Origin of the sequence: Streptomyces sp. WMMB 322, from assembly GCF_900090145.1 — a bacterium.
Taxonomy (GTDB): domain Bacteria; phylum Actinomycetota; class Actinomycetes; order Streptomycetales; family Streptomycetaceae; genus Streptomyces.
The window spans coordinates 407,090-422,500 of the sequence record NZ_FMHI01000004.1 but is presented as its reverse complement, the minus strand read 5'-3'; the positions used below and the strand labels follow the sequence as shown (position 1 = coordinate 422,500).

Here is a 15,411-nt window from a genome sequence, read left to right as displayed (position 1 = left end):
CTGGTGTCCGGGGCGGCTTCGACACCGCACGCGTACGACACGGTGAGCGGTTCTCCGTTCACGGTGACGGCGACGTACACGAGCGACGACGGGGACTACACCGGTTCGTCGGGCGTGGATTCGCATGTGGTGAACGCCGCTGCGACGTCCACGGCGGTGGCGGGTGCGCCCGATCCGTCGCTCGTCGGTCAGTCGGTGACCTTCACCGCGACGGTGTCGGCAGATTCCCCGGGTGGGGGTACGCCGACGGGGTCGGTGGTGTTCGACTTCGGTGACGGGAACGTCTCCGCGGCCGTGCCTCTGGTTTCGGGCGTGGCGAGCACACCGCACGCCTACGACACGGTCAGCGGTTCTCCGTTCACGGTGACGGCGACGTACACGAGCGACGACGGGGACTACACCGGTTCGTCGGGCCAGGACACGCACGTGGTGAATCCGTCGGCCACCACCACGACGATCTTCGACGATCTGCCGGATCCCTCGGTGGTGGGGCAGCAGGTGGACTTCACCGTCCACGTCAATGCCGTCGCTCCGGGCGGGGGTACGCCGACGGGGTCGGTGGTGCTCGACTTCGGTGACGGGAACTCCTCGGCGGCCGTGCCGCTGTCGAGTGGTGTGGCCACTGTCAGCCACACGTACAACACCACGGTGGGTTCGCCGTTCACGGTGACGGCGTCGTACACCCCGGATGACGGTGACTACACCGCTTCCGCGGGCAGTGCGGGCCACACCGTCAATCCCTGACCGGTCGTCCCCGGAGGCTCCGGTGACGGGTTGCCGCACGCACACCTCGCGCGCAGCCCGTCATATCCGGGGGCAACGCCGGTGACGAAGGCCGTTACCCGATCACACATGAATCGGGTAACGGCCTTCCGGTCCGGAGGCGAGGCTCCCTGTCGTTGCGCCAGTGGGCGAACACACCGGTGCAACGGTGGGGAGCCTCGCCTGTTCCATGTGGTGCGCCGGGCAAGTGCCGCCCGAGCGCGTGGAGTTGTTCCTCGCCGGTCACTCGGCCGCGACGGCCTCCGAGGCGGCCTCGAACTTCAGCGACCGGATGCGGTTGTCGAAGCTGGAGGGCACCAGATCCGGCAGGCCCGCGGCCCGCATGGCGACGGAGTCGGAGAGCAACACTTTGAAGAGCGCCTTGAGTTCCTGCCGGGCGAGATGCGCGCCGAGGCAGTGGTGGGGTCCGCCGCCGCCGTAGCCGAGGTGGGGGTTGGGGTCGCGGGTGATGTCGAACGCCTCCGGGGCGTCGAAGACGGCCTCGTCGCGGTTGGCGGAGGCGTAGTACATCGCCACCGTCTCGCCCTGGCGGAGTGTGCGGCCGCCCATGACGTGGTCGGTGCGCAGCGTGCGGCGGAACTGGATGATCGGGGTGGAGCACCGCACGATCTCCTCCACGGCGGTGTCCGCGTACTTCTCGAAGTCGCTCTCCCACAGCTCACGTTGCTCCGGGTTCTCGCTGAGCAGCGAGAGTCCGTGGGAGATCGCGTTGCGGGTTGTCTCCACACCGGCGACCATCAACAAGGTGAAGAACGCGCCGAGTTGGCGGTTGCCCAGGCACTGTCCGTCGACGTCGGCGGTGACGAGCGCGGAGATGAGGTCGCCGGTGGGGCGGCGCCGGCGCTCCCGCGCGAGCATGGCGATCATGACGTGCATGCGGGCAAGCGCCCGCAGGCCCTTGCCGGGAATGCGGAACTTCGCTCCTGCTCCGCGCCGTACGCCGATGTTCTCCGAGGCGTCGTTGAGCTGCGCGAGGATACGCGGCCGGTGCTTCTGCGGAATGCCCATCATGTTGCACACGACCTCGCAGGGCACGAGGGAGGCCACGGCCGTCACGAATTCCCGGGAGGGCTGCCGCACCGCGTTCCCCACGACGGTCGCGACGACCTCCTCGATGTCCTTCTCGGCGCCCGCCAGCAGCCGCGGGCTGAACGCCCGGGAGATGATCTTCCGCAGCTTGGCGTGGTCGCGGCCGTCCACGTTGACCATCGACTCCCCGAAGAGGGCCTTCACCCACGGCGCGGGATGCGGCGTGGTGACGCCCGGGGCGCTACCGAACACGGCGGCGTTGCGGCTGGCCTCCTGCACGTGCTCGTGCCTGACGAGAGCGTAGAAACCCGGCTGCTGCCGCTTGCGCAGGGCGTGCTGGGGGTGTGCGAAGTACGTGGGGGCCTCCCGCTCGCGCAGCACGGCGAACGCCAGGTGCCGCTGCTCGTGCGGCAGTTGCCAGAACCGCGGGTCGGCGAGGTTCGTCTGCGGCGGCAGGCCTGCCGCCTCGAAGGCTTCGGCCGCCTCCGAGGTTTCGGTCCCGTCTGCGGCGGCCGCGGGGGAGGGGACGTGCGGTGCGGCCGCGGCCTCGGGCCCTGCCGAGGACGCGGACGCGGTGTGGGGTGGCATGGTCATCGTCTCCAGTCGTCGTGGAACGGGCCGCCCCGTCCGGCCTGGCCACCGGCGGGGCGCTGAGTCTCCGGCAGCAGCTTGGGACCGGTGGCCCGCTCCACGACGCGCGCCACACCGCCGCTACCCGGACGGCCCTGCGCTCCGTCCGCGCGGAGCGGCTCCGCACCGGTGCGGCCGGCGCGCCGTGCAGGCTGCCCGCGCTGTCCTCCCGTGGCTCGCGTCCGGGCCCGTGGTTTGTGCCCGGGCCCCGTGGCTTGTGCCCGGGCCGGTTGGCTTGCGTCCGGGCTCCGTGGCTCGCGCCCGGTGCGCTTGGCTTGCGTCCGGGCCCCGCGGCTCGCGTCCGGGCCCCGCGGGTCTTCGCTCCCGCCCGTACGGGCCCGTCCCCGCCCGTGCGGGCCCGTCGCGGCGCGTTCTGCCGCCCACGCCCCCCGCGGAACGGCTCCCGGCCGGGCAAACCGCTGCGGGGCATGAGGTCCCCCTCACCCCGGTGGCCTTTGCCGGCGCCGTACCTCCTCGTACGCTGGAGACGCAGTCGGTTCGGCCTGTCCGCCAGACAGGTACGTCGCAAGAGGGAATCCGGTGAGACTCCGGAACTGCCCCGCAGCGGTGAGTGGGAACGAAAGCCGTCATACGCACTGGGTCCGAGCGGACCCGGGAAGCGACGGCCGGTAGGAGCCCGTCCGTGGATCACGGACGCGGTGTGCCCGCGAGTCCGAAGACCTGCCACTGCCCGCGTGCGCGCCTCGTACGCGGTGATCTCGGTGACCTCGAGGGCGGGTCGGCGGTACGGGCGAGCAGCACGCGGTGAGTGCGCGTGCCGCCGCGTCGCCTCTCCTCCTCGCCCCGTGCCTCTCGGGTCACCGGCGAGACTCGCGAAGGAGAGTTGAGTGACACCGAAGTCCCAAGGTGCGGCGTCGAGGACGTCCACGAAGCCCCGCGCCACCGTCCACGGGTATCCGCGGCAGGGCCCCGGCCGTGAGCTGAAGAAGGCCGTCGAGGGGTACTGGAAGGGCCGCGTCACCGCCGACGCCCTGCGGGAGACCGCCGCGGGGCTGCGCCGCGGCAACTGGCGGCAGCTGAGGGAAGCCGGGGTGCGTGAAGTGCCCACCGGCGACTTCTCCCTCTACGACCATGTGCTGGACACCACCGTCATGGTCGGTGCGGTCCCCGAACGCCACCGCGCCGCCGTTGAGGCGGACGCGCTGGACGGCTACTTCGCCATGGCACGCGGCACCCAGGACGTCGCGCCGCTGGAGATGACGAAGTGGTTCGACACCAACTACCACTACCTCGTACCGGAGTTGGGGCCGGACACGGTCTTCGCGGCGAACTCGGCGAAGCAGACCGGCGAGCTGTCCGAGGCCGTCGCCGAGGGGCACGAGGCCAGGCCCGTCCTCGTCGGCCCCGTCACGTATCTGCTGCTCGCGAAGCCCGCGCCCGGCGTGGCCCCGGACTTCGAACCGCTGACGCTGCTGGAGAGGCTCCTGCCGGTGTACGCCGAGGTGCTCGCCGACCTCCGCGCGGCCGGGGCGCGCTGGGTCCAGCTCGACGAGCCGGCGCTGGTGGCGGACCGCACGCCCGCCGAACTGAACGCCGCGGCACGCGCCTACCGGGAGCTGGGCGGACTCACCGACCGGCCCGCGCTGCTCGTGGGCTCCTGCTTCGACCGGCTCGGGGACGCGCTGCCCGTACTCGCCAAGGCGCCCGTCGAGGGGCTGGCGGTGGACTTCACCGGCCCCGCCGCCGCGAACCTGGATGACCTGGCGCGCGCCGGCGGGCTGCCCGGCAAGCGGCTCGTCGCGGGAGTCGTCGACGGACGGAACGTGTGGATCAACGACCTGAAGAAGTCGCTGTCCACCCTGGCCTCGCTGCTGGGCTTCGCCGACCGCGTCGATGTGGCGCCGTCCTGCTCGCTGCTGCACGTGCCGCTCGACGCGGCGGCCGAGCGCGGCGTCGACCCGCAGGTCGCCCGCTGGCTCGCCTTCGCCCGGCAGAAGGTGGAGGAAGCCGTCGCCCTCGCGACGGGACTGCGCGAGGGAACCGACGTCATCGCGGGACTGCTGCACGCCAACTCCTCGGCTCTCGCCTCCCGTTCGTCCGCCGCGCTCACCCGCGACCCCGCCGTGCGGGCACGCACCGAAGCCGTCACCGACGCCGACGCGCGCCGCACCGCCCCCTACCCGGAGCGGGCAGCGGCGCAGCGGGCACGGCTGAAGCTGCCGATGCTTCCGGCGACCACCATCGGCTCGTTCCCGCAGACCGGTGAACTGCGTTCCGCGCGCGCCGACCTGAGGGCCGGACGGCTCGACGCGGAAGGCTACGACAAGCGGATCGCCGCCGAGATCCGTGATGTCCTCGCCTTCCAGGAACAGGCGGGACTCGACGTGCTCGTGCACGGCGAGCCCGAACGCAACGACATGGTCCAGTACTTCGCGGAACGGCTGAACGGCTACGTGGCGACGCAGCACGGCTGGGTCCAGTCCTACGGCACCCGCTACGTCCGTCCCCCGATCCTCGCGGGTGACGTGTCACGGCCCGCGCCGATGACGGTGGAGTGGACGCGCTACGCGCAGTCGCAGACCGCACGGCCCGTCAAGGGCATGCTGACCGGCCCCGTCACGATGCTCGCGTGGTCCTTCGTGCGCGACGACCAGCCGCAGGCAGAGACCGCGCGCCAAGTGGCACTCGCCCTGCGCGACGAGGTCGCCGACCTGGAGGCCGCGGGCACCGCCGTCGTCCAGGTCGACGAGCCGGCCCTGCGCGAGACGCTGCCCCTGCGTGCGCGGCGCCGCCCGGAGTACCTGGCGTGGGCGACGGAGGCGTTCCGCCTGGCCACCTCCGCAGTGCGCGCGGACACCCAGATCCACACGCACATGTGCTACGCGGAGTTCGGCGACATCGTCTCCGCCATCGCGGACCTCGACGCCGACGTCATCAGTCTGGAGGCCGCCCGCTCCCACATGCAGGTCGCCGGTGAACTGGCCGCCGCCGGCTACCCGAACGAGGTCGGCCCCGGCGTCTACGACATCCACTCCCCGCGGGTGCCCGACGCGCACGAGGTCGCGTCGCTGCTGCGCAAGGGGCTCGGCGCGATCCCGGCGGAGAGGCTGTGGGTCAACCCGGACTGCGGGCTGAAGACCCGCGCCTGGCCCGAGGTCCGCCGGGCGCTGGAGCACATGGTCGAGGCGGCGCGGACCGTGCGCGCGGAGACCGGGGGCACGGTCCGCGGCTGAGCACGCGGCCCATCGGCGCGGTGCGGCGCCGGTCCGGTTCGCCGGGGCCGGTGCCCGCACCGCGCCTCACCGCGCACGCATCATGAAAGGCCGCTGCCGGGCACCCGACGCGGGTGCCCGGCAGCGGCGCACGACCCGTGGATCACGGGCGTCGCGCTGTTCCGTTCTTCCTTCAGTTGGCGGCGGGTGCCGCGGCGGCCGGTGCCGTCTTCTTCTCTCCGTCCGCCGCCGGCCCCAGGGCACGCTCGGCGAGATGACCGAACGCCAGCCCGAAGGCCGCCCACAGCACCAGATGCACGGCGAGCGTCGAGAGCCGGAACTGCCACAGCAGCAGCGCCGGGAAGTGCTCGGGAAGCTCGCTGAGGGACGGGAGGAAGGCGAAGGCGAGTCCGACGACGAGGACGAAGCCGGCCACGGCCGTCACCGTCGCGTACCAGTTGCCCATGCGCGGCGCGAGACGCCTGCCGAGGATCGTCGCCGCGACGGCGAGCAGCACACTCAGCAGAACCATCAGGAAGTACAGAGCAGTTCGTTTGTCGAGGCTCGCCGGATCACCCACGGACGGCGGGTTGGCCGGGTACTTCAGGAACGGCACCAGGTACACGCACACGAACGCGGCACCCGACAGCAGCAGGGCCGTGGCACGGGGACCGAAGCGGCCCACGCGTCCCAGAGCGAAGCTGAAGGCCAGCGAGGCGATGCCGCCGATCGCGACGCCGTAGACCAGGACGGCCGTGGCGAGGCCCGCGGTGGACTGCACGCCGCGGCTGACGATCTCCTCGCCGCCGTGTTCGTGCGCATGCGCCTCCTCGTAGGCGATGGCCGCGTCGATGTGCGGCTCACCCAGGAAAAAGGCCGTCACCAGGGTGAACAGCCCCGCGACCAGACCGGCGAGCATGCCGCGTACGAGGAGGGTCCGCACTGTGGAGGAATTCATCGTGCTCCCCCGCTCAGTGGCAGGGGAAGCCGAGGAGGTGGCGTCCGTCGTGGACCCACTCGTGCACGCCCGTGCCGGAGATGAGGGACGTGGCCCCCTGCTCCGCGCCGACGAAGTACAGCAGGACGAGCATCAGCAGACCGAAGAAGAATGCCCACGGAAGGATCGCCTTGACCGGGAGCGTTGCCGGAACGGCTGCGCCGGAGGCGGGAGTTGCGGAGCTGGGCGGGGCGATGGACTGTGCCATGGCAGGACCTCCTGTTGGGAACTCGCGTCCCTGTCGGTGGAGCTCGTGACGGCCTGCGGGTCTGGCTCGCCCCTGCCCGTACGCTGCGCACGGCAGCGGACCGGAAAGGGCATACAGTGGCGCGACCGCGCCGGAATCTCACCGGCTTCCGCCCTGCCGTCGTTGATCGATACCAGCGGAAGGTACCGCGACTTCACCTGCCCGGCCAAGGGCGCCCATCCCGGACACCGGGACGAGATGTGATCAACTCCCGTACGGAAAGCCGCCGTTCACGGCGAGGAGGGGCTCCGATGACCACACGAGTGACGTTGATCTCGCCGGCCCGCAGCGAGGCGTCCGAGGAGTTCCGCTTCGACGACGGAACTCCCCTGAGCCCTGCGGGGCTGCGGTCCGTGCGGGAGGCGAACGCGGCGGCAGACGCGCTGCCGGCGTCCGCCGCGCGGACGGCCGTCTCGCCGTCGCCGCGATGTGCGCAGACCGCCGAAGGACTGCTCGGCGTGGCCGTCGCCGCCGCGGGCGGGGACGAGCGGCTGGCCGGCTGTGGCATGGGCCGCTGGCGCGGCCGGACGCTGGAGGAGGTGAGTGCCGCCGACCCGGATGGCGTGGCGCGGTGGCTGTCGGATCCGGCCGCCGCTCCGCACGGCGGGGAGTCCGTCGAGCAGCTGTGTGCGCGGACGGGGGAGTGGCTGACGGAGGTCGCCGAAGTGCCGGGCCGTGTGCTGGCGGTCGTGGAACCCGACGTCGTGCGCGCCTTGGTGGTGCACGCGCTGGGCGCACCGGCCCGCACCCTGTGGCGGCTGGACGTCGCACCGCTGACGGCGACGGAGCTCAGCGGCCGCTCCGGCCGCTGGAACCTCCGGGCCGGCACGGCACTGCCCGGGAGGTAGAAAGCCTCCCGGTCGGCCCGGCCCGGCTCCTCGCTCGTCATCGCTCGTTTTCCGCTCGTCCCGGCACGTCCTCGCATCCTCATCCGCTGGTCCCCGGCGTGTCGGCGAAGATCCCTTCCAGCATTCCCGTCGCCTGTCCCACCTCGATGAGGTAGCCGTCGGGGTCGCGCACGTAGCAGCGCAGCTCGGCCTTGCGGTCGATAGGAGGGGTGAGGAACTGCGCGCCCCTGGCGCTCCATTCGCGGTAGCACTCGTGGATGTCGGCCACGCGGATGTTGAGGAAGGCGGAGACGCTCTGCGGGTTCTCGGGCGGCCGCAGCGTCACTTCGGGCTTGTCGGGCGTGGGTCCGCCGCCGGGGTTCATGATGAGCCAGCCGTTGGCGAGCCTGACGATGCACGGGTTCTCCTCCAGCACCACCGTGCCGCCGAGGGTGTCCGAGTAGAACGCGCGGGAGCGCGCCACGTCCCGGACGGTCAGGAAGTGGGTGAGGAGGACGCCCGTCTCCGGGGCGGGCAGGTCTTCGCGTCGCACGGTGTCGGTCTCCCTGCTTCAGTCGGTGTCCTGGCAGCGTATGGACGCGTCCGGGGGCCGCCCTGGCAGTAACACGCGGCAGCCCGTGACATCCGCTCTCACCCGCCGATGTCGGCGCGCAGCCGCGCCGCGCGTACCGCAGCGTGCAGGCCCGCGCTGTCGTACGAGCCGTGGTGGCGGCGGCCGTTGACGAAGAACGTGGGAGTGCCCGACACGCCGCTCTCGTCGGCGGATCCGACGTCTTCCGCGATCCGGGCGGCACCGGCGCGGCTGCGCAGATCCTCACGGAAACGGGCGGTGTCCAGGCCGAGTACACCGGCCTGGCGTACCAGCGTGGCGACGCTCGTCTCCCCCTGATGGGCCAGCAGCCAGTCGTGCATCTCCCAGAAGGCGCCCTGGGCCGCGGCGGCCTCGGTGGCCTCGGCCCTCAGCTGCGCGCCGGGGTGCACGTCGGTGAGCGGCAGGTGCCGCCACACGTGGCGTACGTCGTCGCTGTCGCCGAGCAGCGCGCGGATGACGGGCTCGGCGCCGGCGCAGTACGGGCATTCGTGGTCGCCGTACTCCACGAGCGTGACCGTGGCGTCGGACGGGCCGCGCACGTGGTCCCGTTCCTCGTCGACCTCGGTCGTCAGGTCCGTCAGGGGAGCGGTCGTGCCCAGCAGCGCGCGGCCCTTGACGTGGTGCGGCAGCGCCGCCGTTGCCCGGGAGACCGCCCAGGTGAGGAGGCACGCGGCCAGCGCGGCGGTCAGGATGCCGACCTTCGCCTCGTCCAACTCTTCGCCTTCGAAGGCGAGTTCGGCGATGAGGAGGGCCACGGTGAAGCCGATGCCCGCGAGCGTCCCGCCTCCGGCGACCGTCGCCCAGCCGACCGAGGGCCGCAGCCGTCCGCGGCTGAGACGTGTCAGCAGCCAGGAGAAGCCGAGGACGCCGACCGGTTTCCCCACCACGACGCCGACGATGATGCCGAGCGTGATCGGCGAGGCGAACGAGCGCGCGAGAAGGTCTCCCGTGATCGGAACGCCCGTGTTGGCGAGAGCGAAGAGCGGGACGATCAGGTAACTCGTCCATGGGTGGAAGAGGTTCTGCAGCCGGTCGTTCGGCGAGATCGCGGCGGCGAGACCGCTGCGCGCGGTGCGCGCCAGTTCCCCGGTCGGCTGCTCGCGGAAGAGGCGGAAGAGTCCGCTGGCACGCTCCAGGTCGACGCGGGCCGCAGGGTAGGCGGACGTCAGCAGTCCCAGCACGAGTCCGGTGACGATGGGGTCGACGCCGGATTGCAGAACCGCCACCCACATGGCCACGCCGAGCAGCACCTGGAGGAAGCCCGAGGAGCCCGAGGAGCCCGAGGAGAAAGCCGCCCGCCGCAGCGCCAGCGCGACGGCGAAGAGCCCGCAGGCCGTCAGCAGCGGTACGGGGTCGAGGTCTGCGCTGTAGACCAGGGCGATCACGGCGAGCGCCACGACGTCGTCGACGACCGTGACGGTGAGCACGAACGTACGCAGCCGCCGCGGAAAGCGCGGCGCCACCAGGGCCAGCATGCCGAGCGCGAAGGCCGTGTCGGTCGACATCGCCGTGCCCCAGCCCTGGGCGGAGGCGTGGCCGGCGTTGAACGCGAGGTAGATTCCGACGGGCACGAGCATGCTGCCGAGCCCCGCCACGACGGGTAGGGCGACCCGGCGCCGCTCGCGCAGATCGCCCATGTCGAACTCGCGGCGGGCCTCCAGCCCGACGACGAAGAAGAACAGCGTCATCAGCCCGCTGTTGACCCAGTGGTGCAGATCGAGCGAGATCCGCTCGTCCGCGACACCCACGTACAGCTTTGTCGCCCACAGCCGGTCGTACGCGTGGAAGTCGACGTTCGCCCAGATCAACGCCGCGATGGTCGCCGCCACCAGGACCGCAGCGCTGCCGGTCTCCGTGCGCAGGAACCGGTGCAACGGCCGGTGGAGATTCGCCCAGGGGGTCCGCCCGGCCATCTCCCTGCCGGCGGAACGCCGGGTGCCCGGAGAGGAGCCAGGGGCACCCGAAGAGCCGCGGGCACCCGAAGAGCCGCGGGCACCCGAAGAGCCGCGGGAGCCCGTGGGCCCGGGAGACCCCGAAGACCCCGGAGACCCTGAGGACCCCGGCGGACCGGTCGGGCCGGGAGACCCGGAAGGCCCCTGGGAATCGCTCATTCCGCAAGTCTGTCCCAGGGGCCGCACGCCGGCCCAGCACCGGAAGGTGTGCGTCGGCGCGCGCCGCTCAGGAGATCCCGCGGCCCATCTCCCGCACGAAGGACTCCGGTTCGGTGTCGAAACCGGTGACGCCGCCGCGCAGCTCCCACGCCCCGGAGTCCGAGCGGACGAACTCCGCGACGGTCGCCGCCGTCGAGCGGGGCACTCCCGAGAAGTCGTCCTCCGCCAGCTTGGTGTACCCCTCGGTGATCTCCACCAGTGAGTTGGCCACGTCGCCGAACGTCATCCGCCCGCCGCCCTGCTGGATGGCCACGCCCACGACCACTCGCGCGTAGGTGTCCGCGAGCCGCTCCAGTTCCAGCGTCATGGCCTCGTCGGGACCGAAGCCCTGGCCGGTGCGGCTGTCCCTGTTGAGCGTGATCGTGCCGTCCGGCGAACGGCTGTCGAAGTGGACGAGGTAGTCGGGCTCCCCGTGCGGGTCGTCGCGCGTGTACGTGGCGGCGATGAGGTCCAGGTCACGGACCGGCTCACCGATGGGACTCGGATCCCACTTCAGCGTCACCTCGATCTTCTCGAGCCCCTTGTTGATACTGCTCACAGACATCCCCCTCCCTGGTCCTGGACCAGCGTCGATCCGGCCGTTCGCAGGGTCAACTGTACTGCCGGGCAGCGGGGTTGAAGCGGTTTCAGCAGGCTGTCACGGACGAGCGGGAGTGCGGCACGGCGGCCGGCCGGCAGACCCGGCGCGCGCCGGATTCCGTACGGGCCGTCCGGCCGTGCGGGGCCTGCTCCCCCTGCCGGACCGTCCGTCCGCGGGTCCGTGCCGGACGGCCACCCGGCGAACGCCGCCGGCGCCCCGGCTGTGAGCGCGGCGCTCCGTGATCCCGCCGGTCGCCGTACCCCCTGTGAGGCCCGCTACGGCACGGGGGACGTCGGCAGCGGAGTCTCCGAAAGAGACCGAGGCACGGACCTGCACACGGACCTGCACACGGCCTGTGCCGCCTGTCCGCCCCCGCCTGTCTGCGGGACAATGACCCCATGACCGAACGGAAACCGCCCGGCATCACCTTCGAGTCCTGGGCCGACAAGCAGATCCGTGAGGCGGAGGAGCGCGGCGCCTTCGAGGACCTTCCCGGCGCCGGCAAACCGCTGCGGGACGCCGGCGCCCCGTACGACGAGAACTGGTGGCTGAAGCAGAAGATGCGCGACGAGGGCCTGTCGCACCTGCCGCCGACCCTTGCGCTGCGCAAGGAGGCCCAGGACGCGCTCGACGCCGCCTCGCGCGCACCCTCGGAGAAGGAGGTGCGGCGGATCGTGAACGGGATCAACGACAAGATCCGCGAGGCCATCCGCCGGCCGCTCTCCGGGCCGCCGCTCAATCTCACCCCGTACGACGTGGAGCGGGTCGTGGCCGGATGGCGCGAGGGCCGGGACCGCGGGGCGGGCGGCCCCGGCACCTGACGCGGCCTTCGGACGGGCCGCCTGCGGGCCGCACGGCCCGCCTGCCGGACAGGCCTACGGGAGCAGTGAACGCACCAGCCTGCACGTGGTGTTGGACGGCGGGTGCACGCCGATGCGTGCCGCTGTGCGGCGGATCGTGTGGTCACGGGCCTGACCCGGCGTGTAGACACCGGAGTCGAGCAGAGCGATGGCTATGCGCATCGCCTTCAGCTGCCGGTTGTGCGAGACATACCACTCCCGCGGGCGGCCCGCCGGGAGCCGCTTCTTCGGGAGCGGGGCATCCCCCGTGACGGGGAAGGCGAGCGGCAGAGGGGGCGTCAGGTTGCTGGCTGCGGCTGCGGTCATCGGCGACCTCCGTGAACGTCGTGACGTGGGTGACGTACTGACGCGACTGGTGTGCTGACGTGCTGGAACGGGCCTGGATTCCGCGTCGTTCTGGTTCCCAGAATACCGCCGGGCACTGACAGCGAAGGGTGCCGGAAGAAGGTCGACTTCCCTGCTCACAGGGCAAGTTCGGGGTACTCGCTCCGCGGCCCGCGGGGACCGCTGACGTCTTCGGTACGCCGCCCTCACACTCCTCGGACAGCCGCCCGGCTCGTGGACCGTCCCGGCGGGACGATCACCGCCGCGCACGCCCCAGGGGGCGGCGCACAAATCAGCGTGCGGCTGCCCGCGTGAGGTGGGCGACCCCTTTCCCCCGCGTCTCTCCGCCCGTCAATCCCCCGTTCCCTCACGCCGCCGTGGTCAGCGGACCCCCGCTCACGGGCAGCGGCAGCCTGAAGTCGCGCAGCACCTCGTGCGCGGCCCGGCGTCCCGAGACGAGTGCGCCCTGGACCGTGCTGGTGTCGCGGTGCTCACCGCACACGTAGAGACCGGAGAGCAGCCGCACCGGGCGCCGCATGTCGTGCGGGGCAGGCATGGCGGGGACCGCCTGCGCATCGTGGTGCGCCGCGAGCAGGCTCCAGCGCCTCGTCGGCACCCCGTGGAGCGTGGCGAGTTGGGAGCGGGCCGCCTCCTCCAGCGAGGCGAGCGGCTGCGCCGCCGAGGTGCCGAGCACCACCGAGGTGACGAGGCCCGCGCGTCCGGGCCGCGCCCGTGCGGGATCGACCGCGGAGGCGGCCCACGAGTGGGACACCGGCCCGTGCCGTGCCGCGTCCCCGTCGACCAGCAGCGAGGGCGACAGCGGCAGCGCCTCGTCGACGGCGTGGTGCAGGACGGTCATCGGGTGGAAGTCCGGCACTCGCAGCCCGGGAAGCAGCACGCCCGCGTCGGCCGCGCCGGTGGCCACGACGACGGCGCGGCAGGCGAGGGTGCCGTGGTCGCGGGTGGTGACGGTGTTCGTCGTGACCGCCACGGCCGTGACGTCCGTGCGCACGGTGCCCTCGGGCAGCGCCGCGGCGAGCAGTTCCGGGACGGCCGACATGCCGCCCGCGGGCAGGCAGCAGCCGCCGCGCACGAAGCCGCGCAGCGTCAGGTCGGCGACGCGGCTGGAAGTCGTCAGTGCGGGGTCGGAGAGCAGCGCGGAGAGCAGCGGACGGACCAGCGAACCCACGGTGCGGGCGGGCAGTCCGCGTGCCGAGAGGGCCTGGGCGGCGGGGAGTTCGGTACGAGCGAGCAGCCGGTCGCAGGGCACGCTCGCGAACCGCGTCAGCGCGCCGCGCAGCCGGGCGAGGTCGAGCGCGCCGGTGGCCCCCTGCGCCTGGCGGGAGATGCCCCGTCCCGGGCGCCGGCGGGAGATGCCCCAGGAGGTCCGGCCGAGGGAGCCGGCGGCGGAGCGCGCCGGGTCCAGTGCGCTCCTTGTGCGCCGCTCGGCCCGTTCGGTGCGGCCGGCGGTGACCGCGGCCTCCGCGTACACGTTGGCGGGTGCCTCCGGGGGCACCGCACGCGCTCCGAGCCCCAGGGGCAGACGCCCGACGGTGCGGCGCAGGTCGCCTATGCGGTGTATGCGGCCGTCGGCGCGCAGCACGGCGCCGGGCGAGAAGGGGCGCATCTCCAGCGTGGCCAGCGCGGGGAGCCGCCGGAACTCCGGCCAGTCGGGGCACAGCAGCCGCCCGCAGCGGTCCAGCAGGTAGCCGTCGACGTTCTCCGTGGCCATCCGTCCGCCCACCTGTGACGTGGTCTCCAGCACCGTGACGTGCAGTCCTGCGGCCGTGAGGTGGTGTGCCGCGGTGAGGCCGGCGAGGCCCGCGCCGACGACGACGACGTCTGCGTCCGGGGTCTGTGCACGGCCTGGGCGTGACATCTCGCTGGAGCGCACGGTGCCTCCCGGGGGTCGGCGCGCGGTGAGGGCCGTCCTGCATCCGTACTGCCCGGCGCGGCGCTGGTGAACCGTAAGGATCCGGACTCTACGCATCTGCCCGGTCGCGGTCAGTGGCACACGGGCAGAGCACGGGCGCACGGCGGTCGCACACCGCTTCGATCAGGCTGCGGCACAGCCCCACGCAGAATCCCGGGGTGGCGGCGGGCGCCCCGCCGGGCCGGCCGTGCCGTCAGCGCAGTGCGGCGCGTACCGCGTCTTCGATGCCGGGAAACGCGAACGTGAAGCCCGATTCGAGAAGCCGCCTCGGCACCACGCGCTGGCTGCACAGCACGTCCTTCGAGAACTCGCCCAGCGCCGCCCGCAGCACCGGCGCCGGCACGGGGAAGAGCGTGGGCCGGTGCAGGACGCGGCCCATCGCGGCGGTCGCCTCCCGGTTGGTGACGGGCTCCGGAGCCGTGAGGTTGAACGGGCCCGACAGATCCTCCCGGTCCAGCAGATGACGCAGCGCAGCGATGTGGTCGTGCAGAGCGATGTGGCTCCAGTACTGGTGGCCGCTGCCGAGCCGGCCGCCGGCCCCCGCCTTGAAGATCCGGAACAGCGGCCCCCACGCACCGCCCTCACGCGCGACGACCAGGCCGGTGCGGGCGAAGACCGTACGGATCCCGGCCTCCTGCGCTGCGACCGCGGCCTCCTCCCACTCCTGGCACACGTTGGCGAGGAAGTCGTCGCCGGGCGGAGCGCTCTCGTCGACGGCACGCGATCCGGTGTCGCCGTAGTAGCCGATGGCGGAGCCCACGATCAGCGTGCGGGGCGGCTCGTCGAGTGAGGCGAGCGCGTCGGCGACGGCCGCGGTGCCCAGCACCCGGCTGTCACGGATCTCCTTCTTGTACGCGGGGGTCCAGCGGCGGTCCCCGACGCCGGCGCCCGCGAGGTGGACCACGGCGTCGCATCCGACGAGACCGGCGGCATCCACGTACCGGCCCTTCGGATCCCACCGCACCTCCGACGGCAGCGGGCCGCCTCCGGCGGGGCCGCGGCCCGCGCTCTCGTAGCGCCGGGCCTCCTGGGGGGCGCGCCTGACGAGGCGGACGATGTCGTGGCCGTCCGCACGGAGCGAACGGCAGAGGGCCGTGCCGATGAGGCCGGTTGAACCGGAGACCGCGATACGCATGGCACCATCCTGCCGCCTGGGGCCGCCGCAGCTGAAGCGCCGCGCACCGCGGCGTTCTTGGCGGGGCGTGCCGCGTGGTTCCGGCCCCCGCCCGGGCGACGGCGGGAGC

At 72.7% G+C, this 15,411-nt stretch carries 13 protein-coding genes and 2 riboswitches; of the genes, 4 read left to right on the top strand and 9 right to left on the bottom strand.

Annotated features, from left to right (window positions below):
* Positions 1 to 744, top strand: a 744-nt coding sequence (locus tag H180DRAFT_RS09870) for an Ig-like domain repeat protein (RefSeq protein ID WP_217628746.1), incomplete at its 5' end; no start/stop codon positions are given.
* Between the two features lie 261 nt (positions 745 to 1,005).
* On the opposite strand, the gene H180DRAFT_RS09865 is transcribed toward H180DRAFT_RS09870, so the two are convergent.
* A complete protein-coding gene (locus H180DRAFT_RS09865; RefSeq protein ID WP_254665947.1) occupies positions 1,006 to 2,406 on the bottom strand; it encodes a cytochrome P450 in 1,401 nt (466 codons plus the stop codon).
* A gap of 513 nt (positions 2,407 to 2,919) precedes the next feature.
* Positions 2,920 to 3,146, top strand: a riboswitch (cobalamin riboswitch).
* A 144-nt stretch (positions 3,147 to 3,290) separates the two neighbouring features.
* Between H180DRAFT_RS09865 and metE the strand changes: the two genes are divergently transcribed.
* Entirely contained in the window at positions 3,291 to 5,636 is a 2,346-nt protein-coding gene (gene metE / locus H180DRAFT_RS09860; RefSeq protein WP_055485585.1) for a 5-methyltetrahydropteroyltriglutamate--homocysteine S-methyltransferase, read from the top strand.
* A 172-nt stretch (positions 5,637 to 5,808) separates the two neighbouring features.
* Here the strand turns inward: metE and H180DRAFT_RS09855 are convergent, their stop codons facing one another.
* Together H180DRAFT_RS09855 and H180DRAFT_RS09850 are read right to left on the bottom strand one after the other, a co-directional pair.
* Entirely contained in the window at positions 5,809 to 6,573 is a 765-nt protein-coding gene (locus H180DRAFT_RS09855; RefSeq protein ID WP_055485584.1) for a CbtA family protein, read from the bottom strand.
* A 13-nt stretch (positions 6,574 to 6,586) separates the two neighbouring features.
* On the bottom strand, positions 6,587 to 6,820 hold the full coding sequence (locus H180DRAFT_RS09850) for a CbtB domain-containing protein (protein ID WP_055485583.1): 234 nt from the start codon (positions 6,818 to 6,820) through the stop codon (positions 6,587 to 6,589).
* A 36-nt stretch (positions 6,821 to 6,856) separates the two neighbouring features.
* A riboswitch (cobalamin riboswitch) is annotated at positions 6,857 to 7,012 on the bottom strand.
* A 98-nt stretch (positions 7,013 to 7,110) separates the two neighbouring features.
* On the opposite strand from H180DRAFT_RS09850, the gene H180DRAFT_RS09845 reads away from it, so the two are divergent.
* Positions 7,111 to 7,707: a histidine phosphatase family protein gene (locus H180DRAFT_RS09845; RefSeq protein ID WP_055485582.1), complete on the top strand. Its 597-nt coding sequence runs from the start codon at positions 7,111 to 7,113 to the stop codon at positions 7,705 to 7,707.
* 79 nt (positions 7,708 to 7,786) lie between these two features.
* Here the strand turns inward: H180DRAFT_RS09845 and H180DRAFT_RS09840 are convergent, their stop codons facing one another.
* The 3 genes from H180DRAFT_RS09840 to H180DRAFT_RS09825 form a co-directional block, all read right to left on the bottom strand.
* Positions 7,787 to 8,239: a VOC family protein gene (locus tag H180DRAFT_RS09840; RefSeq protein ID WP_055485581.1), complete on the bottom strand. Its 453-nt coding sequence runs from the start codon at positions 8,237 to 8,239 to the stop codon at positions 7,787 to 7,789.
* Between the two features lie 98 nt (positions 8,240 to 8,337).
* A complete protein-coding gene (gene nhaA / locus H180DRAFT_RS09835) occupies positions 8,338 to 10,212 on the bottom strand; it encodes a Na+/H+ antiporter NhaA (RefSeq protein WP_055485580.1) in 1,875 nt (624 codons plus the stop codon).
* 265 nt (positions 10,213 to 10,477) lie between these two features.
* Positions 10,478 to 11,014, bottom strand: coding sequence for a TerD family protein (locus H180DRAFT_RS09825; protein WP_079099971.1), 537 nt, complete (start codon positions 11,012 to 11,014; stop codon positions 10,478 to 10,480).
* 434 nt (positions 11,015 to 11,448) lie between these two features.
* On the opposite strand from H180DRAFT_RS09825, the gene H180DRAFT_RS09820 reads away from it, so the two are divergent.
* Positions 11,449 to 11,871, top strand: a complete 423-nt coding sequence (locus H180DRAFT_RS09820) for a DnaJ family domain-containing protein (RefSeq protein WP_055485579.1) — start codon at positions 11,449 to 11,451, stop codon at positions 11,869 to 11,871.
* 54 nt (positions 11,872 to 11,925) lie between these two features.
* Here H180DRAFT_RS09820 and H180DRAFT_RS09815 read toward each other — a convergent pair whose 3' ends face one another.
* The 3 genes from H180DRAFT_RS09815 to H180DRAFT_RS09805 form a co-directional block, all read right to left on the bottom strand.
* A complete protein-coding gene (locus H180DRAFT_RS09815; protein ID WP_055485578.1) occupies positions 11,926 to 12,216 on the bottom strand; it encodes a hypothetical protein in 291 nt (96 codons plus the stop codon).
* Between the two features lie 385 nt (positions 12,217 to 12,601).
* Positions 12,602 to 14,128, bottom strand: coding sequence for an FAD-dependent oxidoreductase (locus H180DRAFT_RS09810; protein WP_368073118.1), 1,527 nt, complete (start codon positions 14,126 to 14,128; stop codon positions 12,602 to 12,604).
* Positions 14,129 to 14,360: 232 nt separating this feature from the next.
* Positions 14,361 to 15,302, bottom strand: a complete 942-nt coding sequence (locus H180DRAFT_RS09805) for a TIGR01777 family oxidoreductase (RefSeq protein ID WP_055485577.1) — start codon at positions 15,300 to 15,302, stop codon at positions 14,361 to 14,363.
* Between the last annotated feature and the right edge of the window lie 109 nt (positions 15,303 to 15,411).